The sequence below is a fragment of the Yoonia maricola genome (genome assembly GCF_002797915.1).
Lineage (GTDB): Bacteria > Pseudomonadota > Alphaproteobacteria > Rhodobacterales > Rhodobacteraceae > Yoonia > Yoonia maricola.
Genome location: NZ_PGTY01000002.1, coordinates 649,547 through 674,024 on the forward strand (window position 1 = coordinate 649,547; position 24,478 = coordinate 674,024).

The 24,478-nt window shown below is 57.0% G+C and carries 19 protein-coding genes; 11 read left to right on the forward strand and 8 right to left on the reverse strand.

Annotation, left to right across the window (positions count from 1 at the left end; genetic code table 11):
• Positions 1–93: 93 nt before the first annotated feature.
• Positions 94–4,800: a beta strand repeat-containing protein gene (locus BC777_RS13400; protein ID WP_100368663.1), complete on the reverse strand. Its 4,707-nt coding sequence runs from the start codon at positions 4,798–4,800 to the stop codon at positions 94–96.
• A 454-nt stretch (positions 4,801–5,254) separates the two neighbouring features.
• On the opposite strand from BC777_RS13400, the gene BC777_RS13405 reads away from it, so the two are divergent.
• Positions 5,255–6,346 (forward strand): Hint domain-containing protein, encoded by a 1,092-nt coding sequence (locus BC777_RS13405; protein WP_100368664.1) that lies wholly within the window; start codon positions 5,255–5,257, stop codon positions 6,344–6,346.
• Between the two features lie 56 nt (positions 6,347–6,402).
• On the opposite strand, the gene BC777_RS13410 is transcribed toward BC777_RS13405, so the two are convergent.
• Positions 6,403–7,038: a YrbL family protein gene (locus BC777_RS13410; protein ID WP_100368665.1), complete on the reverse strand. Its 636-nt coding sequence runs from the start codon at positions 7,036–7,038 to the stop codon at positions 6,403–6,405.
• Positions 7,039–7,237: 199 nt separating this feature from the next.
• Here BC777_RS13410 and pheS point away from each other — a divergent pair, with 199 nt between their 5' ends.
• The 7 genes from pheS (at position 7,238) to BC777_RS13450 (ending at position 15,809) form a co-directional block, all read left to right on the forward strand.
• Positions 7,238–8,311 carry a phenylalanine--tRNA ligase subunit alpha gene (gene pheS / locus BC777_RS13415; RefSeq protein ID WP_100368666.1) on the forward strand — a complete coding sequence of 358 codons (1,074 nt, stop codon included), beginning with the start codon at positions 7,238–7,240 and terminating at the stop codon, positions 8,309–8,311.
• A 513-nt stretch (positions 8,312–8,824) separates the two neighbouring features.
• A complete protein-coding gene (locus BC777_RS13425) occupies positions 8,825–9,253 on the forward strand; it encodes an ASCH domain-containing protein (protein WP_100368668.1) in 429 nt (142 codons plus the stop codon).
• Between the two features lie 137 nt (positions 9,254–9,390).
• Positions 9,391–11,787 (forward strand): phenylalanine--tRNA ligase subunit beta, encoded by a 2,397-nt coding sequence (gene pheT, locus BC777_RS13430; RefSeq protein ID WP_100368669.1) that lies wholly within the window; start codon positions 9,391–9,393, stop codon positions 11,785–11,787.
• A 61-nt stretch (positions 11,788–11,848) separates the two neighbouring features.
• Positions 11,849–12,460 carry a hypothetical protein gene (locus BC777_RS13435; RefSeq protein WP_168769165.1) on the forward strand — a complete coding sequence of 204 codons (612 nt, stop codon included), beginning with the start codon at positions 11,849–11,851 and terminating at the stop codon, positions 12,458–12,460.
• Between the two features lie 76 nt (positions 12,461–12,536).
• On the forward strand, positions 12,537–12,983 hold the full coding sequence (locus BC777_RS13440) for a YtoQ family protein (RefSeq protein ID WP_100368671.1): 447 nt from the start codon (positions 12,537–12,539) through the stop codon (positions 12,981–12,983).
• A gap of 177 nt (positions 12,984–13,160) precedes the next feature.
• On the forward strand, positions 13,161–14,267 hold the full coding sequence (locus BC777_RS13445) for an NUDIX domain-containing protein (RefSeq protein WP_100368672.1): 1,107 nt from the start codon (positions 13,161–13,163) through the stop codon (positions 14,265–14,267).
• Positions 14,268–14,351: 84 nt separating this feature from the next.
• A complete protein-coding gene (locus BC777_RS13450; protein WP_100368673.1) occupies positions 14,352–15,809 on the forward strand; it encodes a nicotinate phosphoribosyltransferase in 1,458 nt (485 codons plus the stop codon).
• 63 nt (positions 15,810–15,872) lie between these two features.
• Here the strand turns inward: BC777_RS13450 and BC777_RS13455 are convergent, their stop codons facing one another.
• Positions 15,873–16,568 carry a glutathione S-transferase family protein gene (locus BC777_RS13455; protein ID WP_100368674.1) on the reverse strand — a complete coding sequence of 232 codons (696 nt, stop codon included), beginning with the start codon at positions 16,566–16,568 and terminating at the stop codon, positions 15,873–15,875.
• A gap of 157 nt (positions 16,569–16,725) precedes the next feature.
• On the opposite strand from BC777_RS13455, the gene mscL reads away from it, so the two are divergent.
• Entirely contained in the window at positions 16,726–17,154 is a 429-nt protein-coding gene (mscL, locus tag BC777_RS13460) for a large conductance mechanosensitive channel protein MscL (RefSeq protein ID WP_100368675.1), read from the forward strand.
• Between the two features lie 47 nt (positions 17,155–17,201).
• Here mscL and BC777_RS13465 read toward each other — a convergent pair whose 3' ends face one another.
• Both BC777_RS13465 and ald read right to left on the reverse strand, forming a co-directional pair.
• Positions 17,202–18,011 (reverse strand): alpha/beta fold hydrolase, encoded by an 810-nt coding sequence (locus BC777_RS13465; RefSeq protein WP_100368676.1) that lies wholly within the window; start codon positions 18,009–18,011, stop codon positions 17,202–17,204.
• Positions 18,012–18,095: 84 nt separating this feature from the next.
• Positions 18,096–19,214 carry an alanine dehydrogenase gene (gene ald, locus BC777_RS13470; protein ID WP_100368677.1) on the reverse strand — a complete coding sequence of 373 codons (1,119 nt, stop codon included), beginning with the start codon at positions 19,212–19,214 and terminating at the stop codon, positions 18,096–18,098.
• A gap of 137 nt (positions 19,215–19,351) precedes the next feature.
• Here ald and BC777_RS13475 point away from each other — a divergent pair, with 137 nt between their 5' ends.
• Entirely contained in the window at positions 19,352–19,810 is a 459-nt protein-coding gene (locus BC777_RS13475; RefSeq protein WP_100368678.1) for an Lrp/AsnC family transcriptional regulator, read from the forward strand.
• Positions 19,811–19,919: 109 nt separating this feature from the next.
• Here the strand turns inward: BC777_RS13475 and BC777_RS13480 are convergent, their stop codons facing one another.
• The 3 genes from BC777_RS13480 to BC777_RS13490 all read right to left on the reverse strand — a co-directional run bounded on the left by BC777_RS13480 (position 19,920) and on the right by BC777_RS13490 (position 23,089).
• Positions 19,920–21,149, reverse strand: coding sequence for a Coenzyme F420 hydrogenase/dehydrogenase, beta subunit C-terminal domain (locus BC777_RS13480; RefSeq protein ID WP_100368679.1), 1,230 nt, complete (start codon positions 21,147–21,149; stop codon positions 19,920–19,922).
• An 87-nt stretch (positions 21,150–21,236) separates the two neighbouring features.
• Entirely contained in the window at positions 21,237–22,802 is a 1,566-nt protein-coding gene (locus BC777_RS13485; RefSeq protein ID WP_100368680.1) for a methyl-accepting chemotaxis protein, read from the reverse strand.
• Positions 22,796–23,089 carry a hypothetical protein gene (locus BC777_RS13490; RefSeq protein ID WP_100368681.1) on the reverse strand — a complete coding sequence of 98 codons (294 nt, stop codon included), beginning with the start codon at positions 23,087–23,089 and terminating at the stop codon, positions 22,796–22,798. The genes BC777_RS13485 and BC777_RS13490 overlap by 7 nt, the downstream gene beginning before the upstream one ends.
• A gap of 183 nt (positions 23,090–23,272) precedes the next feature.
• Here BC777_RS13490 and BC777_RS13495 point away from each other — a divergent pair, with 183 nt between their 5' ends.
• The gene (locus tag BC777_RS13495) at positions 23,273–24,295 is read left to right on the forward strand and encodes an aspartate-semialdehyde dehydrogenase (RefSeq protein WP_100368682.1); all 1,023 of its coding nucleotides are present in this window, start codon (positions 23,273–23,275) and stop codon (positions 24,293–24,295) included.
• Positions 24,296–24,478: the final 183 nt, after the last annotated feature.

The following is a 24,478-nucleotide window of genomic DNA, read 5'->3' on the forward strand; positions in this document are numbered from 1 at the left end:
AAAAAAAGCAGGGTAGCTTGGGCCAAATATAAAACAGGCGTCATGCGATCACTTTTGGCTGCCGATGACCGCATGACGCTGCTCCTCGTGCGCTTAGAATGTATAGCGCACGCTGAGCCCGGCGCTGACTGCTTCAGCGTCGTCTGACCCATACATATACTCCACATCGCCCGACAGGCTCAGCCCGCCAGTTTGGGCGAAGGTTGCACCGAGACCGACAAACCCGCCAAAGAACGTATCGCTGTCAGTGGCGTCAAAAGAGAACGCATCACTGGTAACAACGCCCGCCGCACCGACTTGTGTGATTTCAGCTTCAAAGGCACCTTCAGAGCTAAGCCGCCCGGCGATGCCGCCCCGCAACTCCCCATCAAACGCGCCACTGCTATAGCCCAGCGCCAGCGTGTGACGCCCGTTCAACGTCTGTGCTGTCCGGCTATCGACGCTGAGGTTTGATCCGGTCGTGCCGGTTTCCTCATAGGCATCAAACTGCACCAGCGTATATGTCAGCGCGGCAGAGGGGCGCAGCTCGAACGCGCCAAGCTGGCGGAAGAACCCCGCGGCACTGACCCCGGCGCTGACAAAGGTGCTGTCAAAGGATGCCTCGGCTGTTTCCAGACCATCGGTGATGGTTGTATCCAGCACGATGCGGCTGCTGTCGTGGCTTTGCGTCCCGGCCAGCATGTTGAAGGTATAGTACCCGTTCTCGCGGTGTTCGGTGAAATAAGTCCCACCAAACACGCTTTCGCTATCAACGCTGGAGGCGCTCACATCCGTTGCGATCTCGCTATTGGCAAAGCCACCGACAAAGCCAAGATCGCGGCCGTAGAAGGTGCCTTCGTAGCCGGCCACAACACCGGTATGGTCGGCTGTATAGGCCAAGGCAGTGCCGCTTTCGCCATAGGTTTGCTGACCACCAAAGGCGGAGGCCCAGACACCAGACTGACCTGCATTTCTGGCAATCATCTCGCGGGTGCTGTCGGCGACTGTACCCGTGGCTTCGTTCAGGGCAGAGGGGGCAGTCATCTCGATGCGCATCACATCGGTTTGGTCGTCGCCAAAAGTAACGAACTGAGCGTCATAGGCATCATCGATGTCGAACTCTTCGACACCAAAGGTCGATACACGCCAAGAGATGTCTTCAGGCAGAACACCGCGTTCCAGCGCGAATGTATCGCCAACGCCGCCAGCTAGATCGAAGATGCCGACAAACTGTGCCCCTTCGGCCATTGTGACAAACTGCGCGCCATCGCCACCACGCACAACCGCGGCAAGGCCATCACCGGCCGTCAGCATCACGCCCGTGTTCACAAGGGTAGTGCCTTCTTTGTCCAACGCCGCCGCGTCTGACCCGGTGCCGGACACGATCACATTGCCGATGTTGGACAACAGACCACCACCGGCCAAAGCGATACCATCGGCGTTTTCGCCTGTGGTCATGACGGCGTTGGTATTGGTGACGTTGCTGCCAGCACCAGATGCGTCGATACCAGTGGCCCCTTCGCCAGCTGTCGCAACCATGCCCGCATTGGCGATGTCGCTGGCTGCGCCTGTCGAAATGATGCCTGCGGCAACCTCACCCTCTGTCGTGATGATACCGTTGTTGTCGACATCAGAGTTGGCACCACCAGCGCGAATACCGTTTCCGCCAAATTCTTGCGTCATGACGGTCGCCTCATTGACGGCAACTGAATCCTCGCCAGTGATAAAGATGCCTTGCGCATCCTGTCCGGTGGTTGCAAGCAAAGCGTTATTCGTCACCAGAGCTGCGTCGCCAAAGGCGGTGATTGCTGCACCTGAGTCACCTTCGGTTGAGACCGATTGGTTGTTGGTGATGATGGCGTTTGCTCCGAATGAGAAGATACCGCTCGCCTCTGAACCGTTCGTTTCGATGGCAGCGTTGTTTATGATCTGAACGTCGTCGCCAAACGAGTCGATCCCGTTGCTGGCACTGCCGTTGACGTTGATGGACTGATTGTTGACAATTTCGTTGGCTGTTCCATCAGCGGATATCCCGTGGGAAAATGCGCCGTTTGTCGTGATTGCGGCCTCATTCATGATCATGCCCTGGTTCCCCGTCAGGGCAATACCGCGGGAATTATCTTCCTCGGTTGTAATGCCAATGCCTTCAAGAAATGCGGCATCCTCTTCGCCTACGTCAAACCCATTCAAAATCAGGGCATTGTCGCCGGTCACATTGATCCCGTCGCTGTCAGTACCTTCTGTGCTGATCACACCAGCGTTGACGGCAAGTGCACTGGCCCCGTCAACCACGATCCCGTCGGCATCCGCTCCGGATGTCGCAATCTCGGCGCTATTGAATGCCCCGGCAATGATCTCATCACCCAACGTCTCTTCCAAGTCGGTGCCATCCCCAAAGTCGATGATACCTTCAAAGCTTGTGGTGACAGAAATACCCTTAGCGCCGTCGCCAGTTGTGGTGATGTTACCGCTATTCGAAAGAACACCCACAGCCGCATCAATAACGATACCAGATGCATCAGTACCCACTGTATCAACGGTCGCTTCGTTGGAAATAACTATGGTACCGCCTGCGGCCAGGATGCCTTCTGCACCAGCACCCTGCGTGCTGATGCTGCCGTCGTTTGAGATGAAGCCACCGTTAAACTCAACGTCATTAAAGTCATCGAAATTAAAAGGTGCATCAGCGCCCTCACCGGCGTTCATGACGATGCCTTCTGCATCGGCCCCGGTTGTTGTAATCGCGCCGTCGTTGGAAATGTCACTGCCAACGCCGGATACATTGATGCCATCCGCGTCGATACCGCCCGTCGTGACGGACCCATCGTTGTTCACGAAGCCGTTATCACCGTCGACGACAATACCGCGCGATCCGTCGCCTTGGGTGTTGATTGTGCCATTATCATCATTGATGACCTCGGCGTCGTTGCCTGTGACACTGATCCCGTCGCTGTCTGCACCGGTGGTTTGCACGCCGCTGATGTTGTCGATCACAGCATTGTCGCCGTTCACGTTGATCGCATCAGAACCGATACCGGCCGTCGTAATAGCGCCCGCGTTATCGACAGCAGCGTCATCGCCAACAACAGACACCCCGGCAGAGTTATCGCCAAAGGTATCAATTGTCCCTGTCGCTGCGTTGTCGACATCCGCGCGGTCACCTTCAACATCGATGCCATTGCTATTGTCATCTTGGGTTGTCAGTTCGCCTTCGTTGATTTCGACCACATCATCAGCTTGGGCCTGCATCGCAGACGCGCCATCACCGTTCGTGGTGATGTTGCCGGTATTGGTGGTGATCGTGCCATCAATATCGGTGACAATGCCATCACCACTGCCACCGCTCATGTTGATCGTGCCGGTATTGGTCAGTGTCAGCGGCGCGTCACGCACAATGCCGCTGCCGCTATCGAGTGCTACGATGCCTGCACCGTCGCCTGTCAGCGTGATTGCGCCTTCGTTGGTAAGGCCTACAATCGTCTCATCCCCGACCATACCGTTGTTGGCAGCGCCCTCAGGGGCCGCTTCGCTTTCCGAGATGATACCGCTGTTTGTGGCCTGCGTGCCGACACCGGACACGTTAATGGCATTGCCCTGATCGGCTTGAATAATTGCATCTACTGCGTTGTTGACGTTCCCGTTCGCGCCATCCACGACGATCCCGTCAGAGCCTTCACCCGTTGTAGTGATGCGGCCCGCGTTGTCGACGTCAGCGTCGACGCCAACGACCGAGACCCCGGCAGAGTTTGCGCCAGACGTGTCAATTGTGCCAGTTGCGGCGTTATCGACATCAGCGCGATCACCTTCGATGTCGATACCATTGCTATTGTCGTCTTCGGTAGTCAGCTCGCCTTCGTTGATTTCAACGACGTCATCCGCCTGCGCCTGCATCGCAGCCGCGCCAATGCCATTTGTGGTGATGCTGCCGGTGTTCGTCGCAACCGTGCCGTTGACATTGGTGACCATGCCCTTGCCGCTGCCGCCGCTCATGCTGATATCGCCGGTGTTGGTCATGATCAGCGGATCGTCGGCGGCACGTTCAAAACCTTCGATGTCAGTGGCCAGCATGCCCGCGCCATCGCCGGTCAGCGTGATCTCACCATTGTTGATCAGGCTTTCAACATCCTCGGCCCCAACCATACCGTTGTTCGCGGTTTCAGAAGGGAGGCCTGGAATGTCTTGAAGTTCTTCGATGCTACCATTGTTGGCGGCCGTGGTTCCCGCGCCCGCAACGTTCATCGCGTCGCCTTGTTGTGCAATAATGATTCCGTCTGCCGCGTTGTTGACTGCGCTATTTTCGCCGGTTGCGACGATCCCATTTGCGTCCAAGCCAATCGTGGCAAGGTCGCCCGTATTGTTAATTGTCGCGTTGGTGCCGGTCGCATTGACGACGGCACCAGTTGAGCCCAATCCTTCCATGGCAAGGGTGCCCGTATTGTTAATTTCCGCGTTGGCGCCGGTTGCATTGACGACATTCACATCGGTGCCGCCGCCGGCCAAATTACCTTGGTTCAGGATCACCACATCATCGCCGCTCGCCTCTACAGCGTTTTCACCGACGACAAACAACAGGCCGGGGTCCAGCGGGTCACCCGTGTCAGGATCAACCCCTTCGCCTTCAATGGTCAGGTTGCCACCGTCCTCATCCAGAACAACCTGATCTGCGCGGGTCTCGCCAGCCGCAATGGTTACCTCTTGCGCGACCGCAGGTTGATAGGCCAGCAGCCCCAGCATCAGGGCCAAAGGTGATACAGCACAGCGCGTCGCGCGGGTTTGAAAGGCAGGGCGGGTGTCAATTTTTACAGCAAATGTGTTGGTCATGATCTATCCACTTTTTGATACGGTGCGCTCCGCCGTTTTGCGGGTGCTCAGGTGGACTACGCGGTACGCCGCCGATCTATTCTGCGATTTATTAACTTTTTTCTGCTCGGCACCGGGCGGGGCCTTCACTCTTTGGAAAAGCAGCCCCGTGTAGGGTCTGCCTTGGATATCCAGCCCCGTGGTGTGTTATGCAGGCCACGACCCAAGATCAGGTTTCGCTCAAAGCTCTCAGACCACCCCCTCATTGGGTGCAGAGCTTGGCGATTGCTCCGACAGGCGTTTAAACCGCCCGTCGGGTTCAGAAACCGTTTGTGACGGGCCCGTCCCCTCTTGATCTTATAAACAAGGCTCTTTTGCAGTGATAACCGGGCCGCCCCTTTGGGCCGCCGGGCTCGTTGTGCTGTCCATATATTCTAACGTGCATCGTGCCGATGATTTATCTATTGTCTGCCGCATGGCACGTATCAGCGAACTTCATTATTCAGATGCCTATGCGGCGAGCACTGATGTGGCAGAGTTTCTTGAGGTCGCAATTGGCGCCAACGAAGATCCCGCTGATTTCACCGTTGGGTTCTATCAGGCGAATGGGTCGGTCGGGCTTGAGGTGAATTTGCAGGATGGTCTTGATGACGGGCTGATCACCGAAGTGATTGACCCTGATAATGGCGAACGGGTCTATGTGATCTCGGCAGATAATTATCCGATCCGCCTGACTGACCCTGACGGCGGTAGCGCGATAAACTACGAGGCCTATGCGCTAACCAATGTTGATACCAACACGCTGATTGATTTTTACGATATTGGTGGCGGGACGCAGAACATCGTGGCCAGCGGCGGGGTCGCGGCGGCGACCGGGGCGGCGGGATCGGTTGTGTCGGTCAATATCCCGACGCCAACTGGCCCCAATACCGTGGGTGCATCGATCCAGTTCAACCAGCCTGATCCCGGAAGCGCGGTGTTTACCGATGTCTCGCCGGGCGACAGTGGCTTGGCGTGCTTTGTTACAGGCACTGACATCATGACGCCGGACGGACCGGTCCGGGTAGAGGATATCATGGCAGGTGATCTTGTCCTGACGCGCGATCATGGTGCGCAACCAGTGCGTTGGTCAGGGTGCCAGACGGTGTCAGGCATGGGGCATCTTGCCCCGGTGACCATCGCGGCAGGTCGCTATGGCGCGCGCAAGGATATCGCCGTGTCACCCCAGCACCGGGTGCTGGTAACAGGCTGGCAGGCTGAGTTGTTGTTCGCAGAGGCCGAAGTACTTGTCCCCGCCAAAGCGCTGATCGACGACCAGGACGTGCGCCGCGTGCCGTGTCGCAAGGTCACGTATCACCACCTGCTGTTTGACACCCATCAGATTGTCGAAAGCCATGGGTTCTGGAGCGAGAGCTACTACCCAATAGCCCATAAGGCAGCAGGTTGGGCGGGCGCGACACAAGCAGAGCTGGCCGAGATTTTCCCACACTTGGCGCTTGGTGATCTTGGCCCACTGGCCCGCATCACGGTGCCGGTCCAACTGGCACGGCTGTTGCGCGGCGGCTAAACCTTTTGTTCCCAGATGTTCATTTCGGCCAGCAGCGCGTCGTATCGCGCGCAGCCTCAGATCGCTTGCGACGGTGAACGCGCTTCAAGCTGTGCAAAGAAGCGCTTCTTTTGCCTGTTATGCTGGAGGGTAAACACCCTGTCGCTCATCTGTACCAGCGGGATCATTGGGGTCTCGCCCAGCCCGTCAATTACAACCAGTGTGGGGGTCTCTTTTTTGCCAGCAACGACGACGTTGTTCAGGCTCATCCCTTTCCATGCGACGCCTGCGGCATGCAGATTATCAAAGAGCGCGAGCCCCGCCTTCCACAGCACATCGAATGTCGCTTGATCACCGTCCAGCTGGTTTACAACCGTGCGCAACATCGGCGCCAGCCCACCATCCGCTCCAGCGATACGTTCCACAATGAACCCAAGCCCCTCTGAGGTTTCGCAGAACCCATAAGGACGCGCGAGGTGTTCACAGTGCCGCCCGAGGTGGTTCAAAGCGGTCAGGTATTCGCTGATATCAAGATGCCACACACGCAATGGCCCATACCGCCGGATCGATGGCCGCTGCAGCCCTTGCCGTTTGGCTTGCGGTCTGAGGACTTTGATCAGACGCTGCGGATCATGTGGATCTTGATAAACCAGATGTTCTCTGCCCGAACCAACGGGGGATGCTTGGGAAAGATCAATGATAGAGTGTGACATGCCCAAGCCCGTTTGCAATCATGTATGGCAGGAAAGACATTCGGATATGTTTGCCATCATGGGAAGTCAAGTTGGTGGGTGCGCGACAGTGTTTCGTCTTGTCTTCTTTACGAAATGCATCACCCCAGACAGCGGTGCTGTGCTTGCAACCAGCGGGGCATTTCGCTAACCCCGCTGGGACGATTGCAAGAGGCGCCCGATGGACGATCTGAAACAGAAATACCTTGGCTTGATTGCTGATGCCGCTGACGAAGCCGCGATTGAAGACCTGCGCGTGCAGGCCGTCGGCAAAAAGGGCGAGATCAGTTTGCAGATGCGCGCGCTGGGCAAGATGACACCCGAGGAGCGGCAGGTCGCTGGCCCCGCACTGAATGCGCTGAAGGATGAGATTAACGCGGCCCTCTCTGCCAAGAAAATGGCGTTGGCGGATGCTGCGCTCGACGCACGGCTGAAAGACGAATGGCTGGACGTGACCCTGCCGTCGCGCGGGCGTGCGCGGGGGACGGTGCATCCCATCAGCCAAGTGACAGAAGAGGTTACCGCGATCTTTGCCGACATGGGGTTTCGCGTCGCCGAGGGCCCGCAGATCGAAAGCGATTGGTATAACTTCGATGCACTCAACATCCCCGGCCACCACCCGGCCCGGGCCGAGATGGATACGTTCTATACGCACCGCAAACCGGGTGATAACCGCCCGCCGCATGTGCTGCGCACCCACACGTCGCCGGTGCAAATCCGCTCGATGGAGGCCACAGGCGCGCCGACCCGCATCATCTGCCCCGGTCGCGTGTACCGCGCGGATTATGATCAGACGCACACCCCGATGTTCCATCAGGTCGAAGGGCTGGCGATTGACAAGGACATCAGCATGGCCAACCTGAAATGGGTGCTGGAAGAGTTCGTCAAAAGCTACTTCGAGGTCGACAACGTCGATATCCGCTTCCGCGCGTCCCACTTCCCCTTCACCGAGCCATCGGCCGAGGTCGATATCCGCTGTTCATGGGAAGGCGGTACGCTGAAAGTGGGCGAGGGCGATGATTGGCTGGAAATCCTGGGCTCTGGCATGGTGCACCCCAAGGTGCTGCAAGCAGGCGGGATCGACCCGACCCAATGGCAAGGCTTTGCCTTTGGCATGGGCATCGACCGGATCGCGATGCTGAAATACGGGATCCCTGATTTGCGGGCGTTCTTTGACAGCGACCTGCGGTGGCTGCGGCACTATGGGTTCGCGGCGTTGGATCAGCCGACATTGCATGGTGGGTTGTCGCGGTAGATGTACCTGTTTGGTGTCTGGCTAGGGGCGTACTACGATTGGTGTTACGATAGAGTATCGCAGCTCAAATGGTGGCAAGGCCTACTGATCATCTTCTTATCAATCGGCCAAATGCATTGGATATCAGAAAATGCTCCCCGCGATCCTGCTACGATTAGGCTTCTTGTTTTGATCTGGGTCGTTGCGTCGATGGCGCTAGCTTTACCATTCTTCGTGGCTTACCATGAGTATTGGAAAGAACGAAGAAAGTAGGCTGGTTATGACTCGCTCGTTCAAGATCATTGATTACCCCATCTGACAGAATTCCCGCCCGGCTCGCCGGGCAGCGCCCGGACCTCTCCCATGGGGAGGGCGCTTTTGCGACGCCGCAAACAACATGACCCTCACCAATGAAGTGGGCGTTCCCCACATCATGCATGTCGGTGCGCCCCCCCGAGGTCCGGGCACTGCCCTCCCGTTCCGCGTCAAACCACTGTAGGGTGGGTGAAACCCACGCGTCAAAAGGCCCGCCAAATGACCCACGACACCGAAGACCTGCAAGACACATACCCCGGTGCGGGCACGTTCAAGTTCGGCGATAGCGCCGCACTCTGCCAGCACCTGATCGCCCTTGTCCGCCAAGGCAAGAAAACCGCGACCTGCGGCGCTCTTTCTGACTTCGACGGCGAGCCTGAGGCGATGCCGGTTGTGGGCCGATGTGATATCGCCGCGAATTGGGACGGTACGCCCGCGCTGGTCATCCGCACCACCAACGTGCAGGAAATCCGCTATTGCGACGTGACCGAAGACATGGCGTTGGCCGAGGGTGAGAACGACAGCCTTGTGGGTTGGCGCAAGGATCACAAAGCGTATTTCAAGCGGAACGGCGGCTTTCACCCCGAAATGATGCTGGTGTTTGAGCATTTCGAACTGGTCGAGGATTTGGCTGGGCGGGAATTGTAACTCGGTGCGCCGGGGAGAACCCCGGCCTACAATCATGCGCAATCCGTAGGTCGGGGTTCTCCCCGACGCGCCCCTTTCCCATCGTCCCGATATCCGCTAATCCCATCCCAACAGATTTAACCCGCAGGTTCTTCCCGATGAAATTCACGCTTTCCTGGCTGAAACACCACCTTGATACCGACGCCTCTGTCGCGGACATCGCCTATGCGCTGACCGATCTTGGGCTTGAGGTGGAAGGTATCGAAAACCCCATCGAACGTCTGGCGGATTTCACTATCGGCAAGGTTCTAAGCGCTGAAAAGCACCCCGATGCCGACAAGCTGAAGGTCTGTCAGGTGGACACCGCCGATGGCCCGACCCAGATCATCTGTGGCGCGCCCAATGCCCGTGCGGGTATCACAGTCGTCATCGCCAGCCCCGGCACATACGTCCCCGGCATCGACACCACCATTGGCGTTGGCAAAATCCGTGGCATCGAAAGCTATGGCATGATGTGTTCCGAACGCGAGATGGAGCTGTCCGAAGAGCACGACGGCATCATCGAATTGCCGTCGGGTGAGGTGGGTGACCGCTTTACCGATTGGCTGGCCGCCCACAAGCCCGAGAAGGTCGATCCGGTCATCGAGATCGCGATTACCCCGAACCGCCCCGACGCGCTGGGCGTGCGCGGCGTGGCGCGTGATTTGGCGGCGCGCGGTGTTGGTACGTTGAAACCGATCTCGGTTGATCCGGTTTCAGCCAGCTTCAAGTCTGACATGAATGTGTCCATTGATGACGATACGCTGAATGGGTGCCCAATTTTCTGTGTTCGTTTGATCAAGGGTGTCAAGAACGGCCCAAGCCCTGACTGGCTGCAAGCACAGCTGCGCGCCATCGGTCTGCGTCCGATCAGCTTTCTCGTCGATGTGACCAACTGGTTCACCTATGACCTGAATCGTCCGCTGCACGTCTTTGACGCCGACAAGGTGAATGGCAACCTGCGTGTGCATCGCGCCGCCGGGGGTGAGACTCTGGTTGCATTGGATGACAAAGAATACAGGCTGCAAGCGGGGCAGATGGTGATCTCGGATGACACTGGCCCCGAAAGCATCGCCGGTGTCATGGGTGGGCTTGAAACTGGCTGCACCGAGGACACGGTGAACGTCTTTGTCGAAAGCGCTTATTGGGATCCGATCCAGATCGCTTACACGGGTCGCGCGCTTAAAATCAATTCCGACGCGCGCTACCGGTTTGAGCGTGGGGTGGACCCGGCTTTCACGCCGGAAGGGCTGGAACATGCCGTGCGCATGATTGTTGATCATGCAGGGGGTGCAGCGTCTGAGCTTATTCAGGCAGGAGACGTCCCCGATACGTCCCGCGCGTATAAATTGGATGCCAAGCGGGTGATATCGCTGGTCGGCATGGATATTCCCGAGGCGACCCAACGCAGCACATTGACTGATCTGGGCTTCCGGATGGATGGCGATATGGCGCAAGTGCCCTCATGGCGTCCTGACGTGCAGGGCGAGGCCGATCTGGTGGAAGAGGTTGCGCGCGTCGCGTCGCTGACCAAGCTGGAAGGCAAGCCGCTGCCGCGCATTGACGCGGGCGTGCCCAAGCCGATTCTGACGCCGAGCCAATCCCGTCAGCAGGCCGCGCGCCGGACAGCGGCTGCGCTGGGGTATAATGAATGTGTGACCTACAGCTTCATTGACGCTGAGGCGGCCAAACTCTTTGGCGGTGGCGACGATGCAACCATGCTGGAAAATCCGATCAGTTCAGAGATGTCGCATATGCGGCCGAACCTGTTGCCCGGTTTGCTGCGTGCGGCGGCCCGCAATCAGGCGCGGGGGTTCATGGACATGGGCCTATTCGAGGTCGGCGCGGGCTTTCATGGGGGCGAGCCGGGTGAGCAGCACACATTGGTGTCTGGAGTCCTGATCGGGCGAACCGGGCCAAAAGATGTGCATGGCACATCGCGCCCAGTTGATCTTTATGATGCCAAGGCGGACGCCGAGGCGATCCTGACCGCGATTGGCGCGCCAGCGAAAGTACAAATTCTGCGTGGCGCGCCTGACTGGTGGCACCCGGGGCGGCACGGCAAAATCTGTCTTGGGCCCAAGAAGGTGCTGGGTATCTTCGGCGAATTGCACCCAAAAGTGTTGCGCGATATGGATATCAAGGGGCCTGCGGTCGCCTTTACGATTTGGCCGGACGAAGTACCGGTGCCCAAGAAGAAATCTGCAACCCGTCCTGCCTTGGCGGCAACGGATTTGCAGGCGGTCGAACGTGATTTTGCTTTTGTGGTTGATGCTGAGGTTGAGGCATTGGCGCTGGTGAACGCCGCGGTTGGCGCCGATAAAGCACTCATCACTGATGTCCGCGTCTTTGACGAGTTTATTGGCGGCTCCTTGGGCGAAGATAAGAAATCCCTTGCCCTGACCGTACGTTTGCAACCGAAAGACAAGACGTTGAAGGATGCGGATATTGAAGCTGTTAGCGCCAAGATTGTTGAGAAGGTCAGCAAAGCCACCGGCGGTGTATTGCGCGCCTAGATCTGCTGTTCTGAGAAGCTGCGCCGGCGCGGATTGAGAGGTATAGATGAAGGCTATCTGCTTGAGCGCATTTGTGTTTGTTGGTCTGTCAACCGCCGTTATGGCGCAGGATTCCACAGCCGAAACATCAATCACGGATACTTTTGCGGAATGTCGAAATTGGGTTGAGACGGGCGATCCAGTGTTGTCCTCGCATTGGCAAGCGATCCTGCTAGATGAACCGTTTCAGGATCGTCATGTATCGATCTTTGTTAGTAATACCGTTCCGCTATATTTGCTGTTGGATAAATCGGCTACCCAGTCAGATGTTAGCAAACGCAGCTGTGCGATCAGGCTGGCGGATACATCACGCCCGGTATTTGAGTGGGTCAACGGCGCGATTTCGACAGCGGCTTATTGGGATGAGCTTATTCCTTTGCCACCTGATCTTGTGGCGCAGCAATTGCGTGACCTGCGCTTAGAGCTGAGCGCTGATCCTGATTTCGCTCGTGTCGGTGATCCCAATAAAGAGAACGCGATGTTTGCGTTCTGTAATGACCAAAACGCCATTACATTTACGGTGTATCCCGATTGGCGCCTTGCGGGCTTTGGTGGTTGGGAAGTGCGCGGGTTTTATGATGCTGTTCCCGCGACCGCAGATTCTCAAGCGCAACGCGCATGTGATGCCCGTTGATAACTTTAATCCTTTGATTGGTCTTCTTGCCGCGCGGGCCTACTTTCTAAAACAACTTACGTGAAGGAGCCTTGATATGACCCTTAAGATTTACCTCTCTGGTGAAATCCACACAGATTGGCGTGATCAGATCACCCAAGGGGCAACCGGCTTGGATGTGACATTTCACGGCCCGGTGACCGATCACGCGGCCTCTGACGATTGCGGGGTCGCGATCATGGGGGCGGAGCCGAACAAGTTCTGGCACGACAATAAGGGTGCCAACCTCAACGCGATCCGCACGCGGCACGGGATTGAGAACGCTGATATCGTCGTGGTGCGTTTTGGTGAAAAGTATAAGCAATGGAACGCGGCTTTTGATGCGGGCTATGCTGCGGCCTTGGGTAAGTCACTGATTGTCATGCATGGTGCCGAGCATCAGCACCCATTGAAAGAGGTGGATGCCGCGGCATTGGCTGTCGTGGAAGAACCGCAGCAGGTGGTGCAGATCTTGCACTATGTGTTGAACGGGACCTTGCCATAGGTCAGGGCCAGCCGCGGATATGATTTTATAACGATTGCAGCACCTTAGGTAAGCTATGCGCATAGCGCGGGGCCGCTTTGCATCAAATCTGCTGGCCATTGCCCAACGTATCGTATACTTAAAAGCCACGCCAAGGAGGTCTTGGCTGACTTACACATGTTGCGGAGGCCGCACGTTATGACGATCAAACACAGGCTCGCCGTCTTTATCGGCCGTTTCCAACCTTTTCACGCAGGTCACCTTGCGGTCGTGCAGAACGCGCTGACCCAGACAGATAGCATTCTGATGCTTGTCGGCAGTGCCTACCGCCCACGCAGTTGGAAAAACCCTTTCACATATAACGAACGTGCGCAGTTTATTCGCACCGGCACCGCTGACGCGGACAAGCCGGTGACGACGTTGCCGTTGGTTGACACGCTTTATAATGATCGCGCGTGGACAGTGAATGTGCGCACTGCTGTGACCTTGCACATGCGCAAGGCTGGGCTGGACCCTGATACGACGCAGATCGTTCTGACCGGTTTTGATAAGGATAAGTCATCGCGTTATCTGACTTGGTTCCCCACATGGGACATGCTGCCTGCCGACCCACATTTGCATGAGGGTGTGGTTGTCAGCGCCACGGATGTGCGTCAGGCGCTGTTCTTTGGCAATGGCGATGATACCGGCCGGGTCGCAAGCCGGTTTGGCTTGAAGCAGATCGCGCCTGTCCTGTCGTGGATGAAGAACCATTCGGATGCGGTGGAAACCGTGCGCGATGAAGGTTCTTTCGTGATGAGCTATCGCGCACGCACCCAAGAGGCCGAAGACATCTTTGGCTATCCGATCCCGGTCAACACCGCTGACGCGATTGTTGTGCAGTCTGGCCATGTCCTGATGGTGCAGCGCAAGATGCAGCCCGGAAAAGGGCAATGGGCGCTGCCCGGCGGCCATATTGATCGCGGCGAACAGGCCGTCGATGCGGCTATCCGCGAGCTTTATGAAGAGGCGGGTCTTGATATGCCCAAAGGTGCGATGCGTGGCCGTTTGCGCGAAAGGCGAGTGTTTGACCATCCCGAACGGTCAGAAAAAGGGTGGGTGCGGACCGAGGCCTTTGTGTTCGAACTGCAAGATCGCCCGAAACTGGAGAAAGTAAAATCCGGCAGCGACGCGGCCCAAGCCCGGTGGGTGCCGATCACCGAGATCACGCCTGACAACATATTTGAGGACCACTTTGATATCATCCAGGCCCTCGTGCCTGATGTACCTTTTGCGTATTCGTCAATCCTGATGGCGCAAAGCTAAGACCGGTAAGACCATGTCTTTACCACCATGCTGCGGGAGGTCCGCAGCATGTCACACCGTCCAAATCCGAGGAGGAACAGGACAATGAAAGACCAAAGCACTGGCGCTGCTGCGCTGTTTGACAACCCTGTCGCCATCGACAATCTGATTTTCGATACTGACAGCTATAAACTGTCCCACTTTAGCCAATACCCCGAAGGCACCAAGTTTGTGTCGTCTTACATCGAACCGCGCCGCGCGTGGGGTCCGATTGATCAGGTGATGTTCTTTGGCTTGCAGATTGAGTTGGCCAAGCTGGCCGGGCAGGCTGTGACCCAAGACATGCTGGATGAGGCCGCCCCATTCCTGAAGGCGCACGGTTTTGATGTGTTCATTGAAGGCTGGCAGTATATCGTCGACGCGCACAATGGCCGTTTGCCTGTGCTTATCGAGGCGATGCCAGAGGGCACTTTGGCGCCTGTCTCTGTCCCCCAATTGCGGATCGAGAATACTGATCCGAATTGTTATTGGTTGGTGTCGTATCTTGAAACCCGATTGCTGCGTGCTGTTTGGTATCCGTCCACCGTGGGCAGCCTGTCACACTATGTTGTTGGCATGATCCGCGCGCGTTTAGAGCAAACCGACGGTAGCCAGGCAGGGGCAGAGTTCAAGCTGCACGATTTTGGGGCCCGCGGTGCGGCCAGCAATGAAGCTGCCGGTATCGGTGGTGCGGCCCACCTTGTGAACTCATTTGGCACTGACACCATTGCCGGCCTGGTCTATGCGCGCAACTTCTATGGTGCTGATATGGCTGGGTTTTCGATCCCTGCCAGCGAACACAGCACCATGACTGCCGCAGGCGAGGCCGGAGAGCTGGATCAGATGCGCCGCTTTCTGGCAGCCAACCCTGCGGGTTTGATTGCCTGTGTCAGCGACAGCTATGATCTGATGCGCGCGGTCAAGGACTATTGGGGGGATGCCCTGAAGGAAGCGGTGCTGGCCCGTGATGGTGTGCTGATCGTGCGCCCTGACAGCGGCGACCCGGTTGAGATTGTGCCGGATGTGATCGAGGCGCTGATGGCCAAGTTTGGCTATGTGACCACTGCCAATGGCTATCGTTTGCTGAACGATAAGGTCCGTGTCATTCAGGGCGATGGTGTCGATAAGGGCTCTATTGTGGCGATCATGGATGCAATGATCGCGCGCGGCCTCGCCATCGGGAATATCGCCTTTGGTATGGGTGGTGGTCTGTTGCAGAAGGTTGATCGCGATAGCTTTGGTTATGCGATGAAGGCGTCGGCCATTTTCTATGATGGTGCCTGGCACGATGTTTTTAAGGACCCAAAGACTGCCAATGGCGCGAAGCGGTCCAAGAAAGGCAAACAGGGTGCGATGCGCAGTGATAGCGGTGCTTTCGTGGCGCGGCCTGCCGCGAATATCCCGCTGGGTGCCGACGCGCTTGAACCTGTGTTCCGCGATGGGCGTATTTTGAAAGTGCACAGTTTTGCCGAAGTGCGCGCGCGGGCTTGGCCAGAGGCACCCGGTTTTGGTGCCAATGCATAAAACCAGAAAAGGGCCCAGTTTCGCGCTGGGCCCTTTGCCTTAGGTCGGGTTTGTCCCGGCGCCTTATGGGCGGGGCGGGATGTTCTTGGCCTTCGCCACAGCCGGACGCGCAAAAAACCGCTCAACGTAGGCGGGTACATTTTTGAGGTTGTGATAGCCGACCACATCCTTGGTCCCATAGAATTCCAGCGCGTTCACCCATGGTGCAATCGCCATATCGGCGATGGAATAGTCCCCAACGATCCAATCTTTACCCTCAAGCTGCTTGTCCAGAACGGCGAGCAGGCGCATTGCTTCGTCGCGGTAGCGTTCGCGCGGGCGGGGGTCTGCAATGTCGGCCCCTGCGAATTTGTAAAAAAAGCCCATTTGCCCCAGCATTGGCCCAAGGCCGCCCATCTGGAACATCAGCCATTGAGTAATCTGAGCTTTGTCTGATGCGGTTGCACCAATAAATTTTCCTGATTTTTCAGCAAGATAAAGTAGTATCGCCCCGCTTTCGAAAATCCCGATAGGTCCGTCTGGCCCACCCGGATCGATGATTGCCGGGATTTTGTTGTTCGGGTTGATTGAAAGAAAAGCGTCGCTTTTCACATCTTTATCGCTCAACGTGACAAGATGCGGCTCATAGGCCATCTCCATCTCCTCCAAGGCGATCGAAGCTTTCACGCCATTGGGCGTAGGAAAGGAATAAAGTTGGATCACGGATGGGTCCTTGGCGGGCCAACGTGTGGTGATTGGGAATGCTGAAAGATCGGCCATGCGGCAAAGTCCTTTGTAAGAATTTCTATTTTCTCGAATTAAGTGATGCTGCGACAAATAAAACCGGTGGAACTGTGGGCTGATGTTGGTAACACTGTGCATAATTGCGCAGCGGACATCAGAACCGCGTGCAAGGTAACAACAGTGGGGACTACACATGATTAACGAATTCAAAGACTTCATCGCGAAAGGCAATGTCATGGACATGGCCGTTGGTATCATCATTGGTGCCGCCTTTACAGCGATTGTGACATCGCTGGTAGGTGATCTGATCAATCCGATTATCGCGCTGTTTACCGGCGGGATTGATTTCTCGGGCTGGTTCTATGTGCTGGGCGAGGGTGAATGCGCATCTGTTGCTGCCTGTACAGAGGCCGGAATTTCCGTCTTTGCCGTGGGTAATTTCTTGATGGCAATCATCAACTTTTTGATCATCGCATTTGTCGTCTTTATGTTGGTCAAAATGGTCAACCGGGTCAAAGATGCTGCCGAAAAAGAAGAAGAGGCGGCACCAGAAGAGCCAAAGGGCCCAACAGCCGAAGAGCTTCTTGCCGAAATCCGCGATGCGCTAAAGGCCAACGCCTGATCCATCCGACGATTTATCAAGGGCTCGCTTGCAAAAGCGGGCCCTTTCTACGTCTGCTGGTTGAGAAATCGGGTGATCGCCTCGGTTACAACAACCGGCCGCTCCAAAGGTGAGGTATGCCCCGCGTCGGCAACTTCGATCAACTCTGATCCTTTGATCACCTCTTGCAGTTCTTCTGCTGTCGCGGGCGGCGTGGGGATGTCTTTTGCACCCACGATGATCAGGGTGGGTGGCGGAGTGTCCAACTCTTGCAACTCCCCCCGGACATCATCGCGGTCAAATATCGCCCGCCCGAATTGCCGGACCGAGGTGCGGTCCAACCTGCCGATATCAGCTTTCCATGTGGCGAAGGCATCTTGCTGTGTCGGGTCGTTGCGGAAGGCTTGCCCAAACAACAGTGGCAGGACTTTTCCCAAAAGAGGCCGGATACCGACAAGCCGCACAAGGAACAAAAGCTGGTTGTACTGCCGGAGCGAAGCCTTGCTTTCTGCATTCGCGCCTGTGTCCATCAGGATCAGCGACTGAAATAGATCGGGGCGCCGCAAAAGCAGGCGCATCCCGACATAACCGCCGGTCGACATGCCTGCGAAATGCACCGGCCCATCGCAGAGCGCATCGATCACCTGTTCGGCATCATCCACCAGATCATAGATGCCAAAAGGTTGATGGCATGGCCCGCTGCCCCCATGCCCGCGATGGTCAAAGGCGATGAGACGGTAGGTGGCGCTGAGCGCTTCAATCTGCGCCGCGAACATCCGGTGGCTCATCAGATAGCCATGCGAGAACACGATGGTCTCTGGCCCGGACCCGGCGGTGACATAGTGGATGGACCGTCCGTTGACGTCGATCTTTGGCATGTCTTGCGTTCCGTAAAAGGTAAACGTGACGCTATAGACGGCGATGGGCTAAGGCAAGGTTTGACCACTCGCCGCCAGCAATACCTAAGTCTTCAAAGCCGCCGCCGGTGGTAGCACATCAATCCCCAGCGCCTTGCCGACTGCGGCGTAGGTCAGTTGGCCTGCGTGCACGTTCAGCCCGTTCAGCAAATGCGGGTCGTCGGCGCAGGCTTGTCGCCAGCCTTTATTGGCCAAAGCCAGCATAAAGGGTATGGTGGCGTTGCCGAGCGCGATCGTTGCCGTTCGGGCAACGGCCCCCGGCATGTTCGCTACACAGTAGTGCATGATCCCATCCACGTCATAGATCGGGTCTTCGTGGGTGGTCGCGTGGGACGTTTCAAAGCATCCGCCCTGATCAATGGCAACGTCAACGAGGGCCGCACCAGATTTCAGTTCCGATAGTTGCGCGCGCGAGATGAGCTTGGGGGCGGCGGCACCGGGGATCAGCACCGCGCCGACGATCAGGTCTGCGGCGCGTGCCAGTTCGATCGTGTTGCCTGCGCTGGCATAGCGGTTCTTGAACTGCCCGCCAAAGGTATCATCCAGATAACGCAAGCGGGGCAAAGACCGGTCAAGCACCGTGACATCGGCCCCCATGCCCGCCGCAATGCGGGCGGCATGTGTGCCGACAACGCCGCCGCCGATGACGACCACCTTTGCCGGACCTACACCTGGCACGCCGCCCATTAGAACACCGCGCCCGCCGTTGGCTTTTTGCAAGGTCCATGCACCGACTTGCGGTGCCAGCCGCCCCGCCACCTCGGACATTGGGGCCAGCAAGGGCAGGCCGCCATGATCGTCAGTCACGGTTTCATAGGCGATGCAGGTGGCACCGCTTTCCAGCAGGTCCTTGGTCTGTGCGGGATCTGGGGCAAGGTGCAGGTAGGTGAACAAAATCTGCCCTTCGCGGAGCATTTGACGCTCAATCGCTTGTGGTTCTTTCACTTTTACAACCATTTCGGCTGTTTCAAAGATTTCCGCAGCAGTGTCTGCAATCGCTGCACCTGCGTCGGTATAGTCCTGATCAGTGAACCCTGCGCCAGTGCCGGCACCTGCTTGCATGGTGACTTTATGGCCGTTGTTCACAGCTTCGCGTGCGGCGTTTGGTGTTAGGCCAACGCGGAACTCTTGTGGCTTGATTTCTGTCGGGCATCCGATGTGCATGATCTGGTCCTCCCTCACTTTGGGCTGACTATCCCGCTGGTCCTGCGCAATTTCATGGGTCGATGTCTTGGCTGTTTGCGATAACTTCGGTAGGATTTCGCGCAGAGTATATGTTTTCTCGAAGGAATTTGCGCCAAATGGAACTGGACAGCATTGATCGCCGAATCCTCGCAGTTCTGCAGAAGAAAGGTCGCATGTCGAATGCTGACCTGTCCGATTTGGCGAATCTTTCCGCCTCTGCCTGTCATCGACGGGTCCAGCGGTTGGAAAAAGACGGGTATATCCGCGACTATGTGGCCTTGTTGGACCCACGCAAAGTTGGTCGCCCGACGACCGTATTTGTCGAGATCACGCTCAGCGGGCAGGCGGATGAGGTGTTGGACGCCTTTGAAAAGGCGGTCGCGCGGGTGCCGGATGTGTTGGAATGTCATTTAATGGCGGGCACGGCGGACTATCTGCTGAAAGTTGTTGCAGGCGACACCGAGGATTTCGCACGCATTCACCGCCGCTATCTGGCGACATTACCGGGGGTGGCGCAGATGCAGTCATCGTTTGCGTTGCGTACCGTACGGCAGACAACGGCGCTGCCAGTTTGAGCGCGGGGCAATAAGGGACACCAAAGGAGTGCTGATTGGTCATATTTTGGGATAAACCTAGGTATCGGACAGTAGATCAAGCTGACGATATTCAATTGTCTGGCGCTTTTCAGGCAGACTCAGACTGATCATCTTTGATCTGCTCGCCCGATGCGGGTTCCAGCCCATAAGGCCGGGCGAGGTTCCAGACGTGCGCGGGCACCATGTTCTTGATCTTTGCTGGTTCTTCGCGCCGCAGGTGCAGGATGGTTTCGGATGCTTTCATTTCGACCCGCGCGCGGGCGAATTCGAGGCCTCTTGGTCCGATCCGGGGCATGAGCCAACCCATCACGCCGCGTAGCCAATTTGGCATGCGTCGCAGAGGCAGCCCGCCCGCCGCGAGCTTGGTGTTTTCGACGAAACCTTGGACTGATCCGGCCCGTTTGCCCCGTGATCCGGGGGGTGAAAGGGTGACTTCATCGCCGAGGCTTTGGAGCATTTCCGCCCCGCGATCATTGCGTATGATCAGCCATTGGTCCCCTTCGCCCGCCATATAGCCCACGGTGATGTCAGCCAGACGGTTGGTGTAGTCCACGCAGGTCCGGCAAGTGGTCGGGAAGAAGTCGGGCGGCAGATCTGATAGCGGCAGTTTGAGGAAGGGGATCAGCCGCTGGCTGCCATCGGTGAAGCGTAGTTCGACATGATAATCTGCCCGAAATTCCAGATAGGTGACCGTTTCGGGTGCGTTGGTGAGGCGCGCAAGGAAGCTGTGGAAGTTCTCTGTCGTGGTGTTGTCGGAACATGGGGTGCCGATGACGTAGATGCGGTCAAACCCCAATTCTGCCTCCATCGCGCGAAGCGCGTAAATCTGGCAGGGGATGCCGATGACGGCGATCTTGCGGTGGCCAGCGGCAAGGGCGGGTTCCAGCAACGCGAGCAGAGGGGCATAGCCCATCCGCATGCCGCGTGCGTGTTGCATGTCGGCGGGATCAGTGATGATGGCAGGGCGGGGGCGCCATTTATCTGCCTTGTCCGGCACCATCGTGAGGACGGCATCGACGGCGCCGGTTTCTAGCAATCGTTCTGCAAACCGGGTGGTTAGCCCAGTCCATTGCGCCCCCGCGCGGGCGGGGGTAAGGGCGGCGCGGTACATGGCTTGGGTCACGCCAAAGAAGCGCTCGTCGCCGTCGCTTTTCGCCGCGCGGCCATGGATGGTGGCTTCGCTGCCGGGGTAGTCGGGTTTGATAAATTGGCAGGCTTTGCCGCAGGCGGATGGGTCAGCCATTCTTGATACGCCACAGTCAGTGCACAGCCCGCGCGGGGCAGGGTCGCGAAATTGGGGCGTTTGTCCTGCGGTCATCGTGCCAGTCTAGGCAGCGTACTTTGCGTGTCTAGAGGGCGCGGACCGAAGATGCAGCGTGATGGTACAGGTTAAAGAGGTTCTGACCTATGCCGCCGCTTGCCGTAAACGACCCTGACCTGCCTCAAGCTGAAACTTTTGCACAAGTGTGGATAGCTCTTCTGCATAGGCATTCAACTCATGTCCGCTTGATGTCAGGGCGCTCGCCATTGCTGCATTCCGCTGTGTCACTGTATCAAGGTCGCTGACACCAAGGTTAATCTCGTTTAGTCCACGCGACTGTTCTTCGGAGGCGCCCGCAATTTCTGAGACCGCCGTGGTGATTTCGGTCACGCGTTCCACAATGCCGCTGATCGCCTCGCCAGCCTTGCCGACGAATTCGACGCCGTTGCGCACCTGTTGAGAGCTTTGTTCGATCAGCACTTTGATTTCAGTCGCGGAATCGGCGGACCGGTGGGCTAGCCCGCGTACCTCGGTGGCGACGACCGCGAAGCCGCGACCGGCCTCGCCCGCGCGTGCGGCTTCGACACCGGCGTTCAATGCCAGCAGGTTTGTCTGAAAGGCAATATCGTCAATAACGCCGATGATACTGGAAATCTGATCCGACGACGCTTCAATCGCTTGCATTGCGGTGATTGCTTCGCCGACAATCTTGCCGCTTTCCTCGGCGTTTTGTCTTGCATTCATCGCAATGGTTTTCGCGCTCTGCGCCCCTTTTGCCGCTTGATTGACAGATACTGTCAGTTCTTCAAGCGCTGCGGCCGTTTCTTCCAGCGTCGCCGCCTGTGTTTCTGAGCGTTGTGACAGATCTTCAGAAGACTGGCTCATGCCTGTGACGTTCGTTTTGATATTGGCCGCGGCATGGGATACTTGGCCAATCGCTTCACCCAGTCCTGTGACCGCTGTATTGAAACTATCCTGCAGTTGTCCATAATCTTTCGGGAAGGCGGCTCTGATCTGGCAGTTCAAATTGCCCTGCGACAGGTCTTGGAGGTGACGTCGCAATGTGTCTACGACAACCTCTGCATCGTCCTGCTTCTTTTTGGCAGCCTCGCGCGATTGATTGGCAATTGCGGTTTGTTCCTGCAGGGCGCCCCGTTCCTTTTCCAGCGCGGTTTCGGCCGTGGCGCGTTTTAGCAGGCTGACTAACAGCACGCTGCTTTCCAGTAAAACAATCGCGGCATGTATAGAGGCCCGTTGCAGGTTTTCGGTGATTGTCCCGCCTGGAAAAACAAGCTGGGGCAGCAATATACTGACCGTGATATGATGGGCCGCCACCAATCCTGTCGCGAAGATCAGCGCGCGCGCGTTGGACAGTGTCGAGACGATGGCCAGAGCGGCAAAGAACAACATATGCGAGTCGATCTGCCACGGGTGCCCCGCAAGAGCAGAGGTTAACAGGATGCAATGTCCGATGAAGCAAAAGCTGATGACGTAATCCCGCATGGCCGCCGAAAGCAGTGATGTTGCATTGACCGCTACGCCCAAAAGCAACCCGATCACTGCGAACATCCACCACGTCGTCAGATCGTTTAAGAAAAACGCCGCGGCGGCGGGTACGGGCACCAATATCCAGTTTGCGACGTGCTGCACAAAGCGTTCATCAGATGACCAGCCTGAGGTCTTTGCGTAAGATGTTTTTGTCTTTAGCATAGTTTCAAAATCTCTTCTCCGCGCAGGATAAGCCACGCCCCGTTTTCAACCAGCACGTCATAGCTGTGCGCTGTATCCAATTGCACAAAGGCACCCATCGGGGCGCGTTCAGGGTAAACGTCTGTCATGTCCGTAGCGCCTAATATTGTGTCAATCGACAAGCCAAAGGGTGACGCAATCACCAGCGCGAGTTCACCCTGTTCCGGTTTTTCCTGTGCGACCAGGGCCAGCATCGGTGACGCGATCACCGTGGCCATGGCCAGCGTTATGAATAGTGCTGTCTTCATACCTGACCCCTTCGGCAATTTGTTTATGCCAAGTGAGTTAAGAAATAACGAAGCCATCACAGGTCATCTGTGGGTGTGATCTTGGGTATGGCGCACCCGCAGCACCTGCTCCCATTTCAACACCCCCTTCCCCTTACCCCACCCACACGGTAAAGGGGCGCATCTGAAACAAGGAGCAGCCAAATGGGCTATCGAATCGTCGTCGTTGGCGCCACTGGAAACGTGGGCCGCGAAATGCTGAACATCCTCGAAGAACGGGCCTTCCCGGTTGATGAGCTTGCCGTTCTGGCCAGCCGTAAATCGCTGGGCACGGAAGTGAGCTTTGGCGAGAAAACACTGACGACGAAAGACCTTGATACGTTTGACTTCACAGGCTGGGATATGGCGCTGTTTGCCGTTGGCTCGGACGCGACCAAGATTTACGCGCCCAAGGCTGCGAAAGCGGGCTGCGTTGTGATCGATAACTCTTCGCTCTATCGCTATGACCCGGACGTGCCATTGATCGTGCCGGAAGTGAATGCCGATGCCGTCCACGGCTATGCCAAGAAAAACATCATCGCCAACCCGAATTGTTCGACAGCACAGATGGTTGTGGCGCTCAAGCCACTGCATGATCGTGCGACGATCAAGCGCGTTGTCGTCAGCACTTACCAGTCTGTGTCTGGCGCCGGCAAAGGCGGCATTGATGAGCTGTGGGACCAGACCAAGTCGATGTACAACCCCACCGACGACAAGCCGCCCACGCAGTTCACCAAGCAGATCGCCTTCAACGTGATCCCGCATATCGACAAGTTCATGGATAGCGGTGAGACGAAAGAAGAGTGGAAGATGGTCGCTGAGACCAAGAAGATCGTTGATCCTAAGATCAAGGTCACAGCCACTTGTGTGCGTGTACCCGTCTTTGTCGGTCACTCAGAAGCCGTGAACATCGAGTTTGAAGAGTTCCTTGATGAGGATGAAGCACGCGATATCCTGCGTGAGGCACCGGGTGTGATGGTGATCGATAAGCGCGAAGACGGTGGCTATGTCACCCCGGTTGAATGTGTCGGTGATTTTGCGACATTCATCAGCCGTATCCGACAGGACAGCACAATTGATAACGGTCTGAACCTGTGGTGCGTGTCCGACAACCTGCGCAAGGGTGCGGCGTTGAATGCGGTGCAGATTGCCGAGTTGTTGGGGCGTGAGTGTTTGAAGAAGGGCTGAACCTGCCACTCTTAATTGATGTAAAGGGCGTCCCGTGAGGGCGCCCTTTTCACATCCGGGTCCTGCTGGTACCAAAGTCGATGGATTGAGCCTGTGATGTCACACCGCCATAGGCAACGTGGATAACGTCGGCTAAGATGCGAAAGATTTCGAAATGTGTTCACGAAATACGTCTTCGTTTGT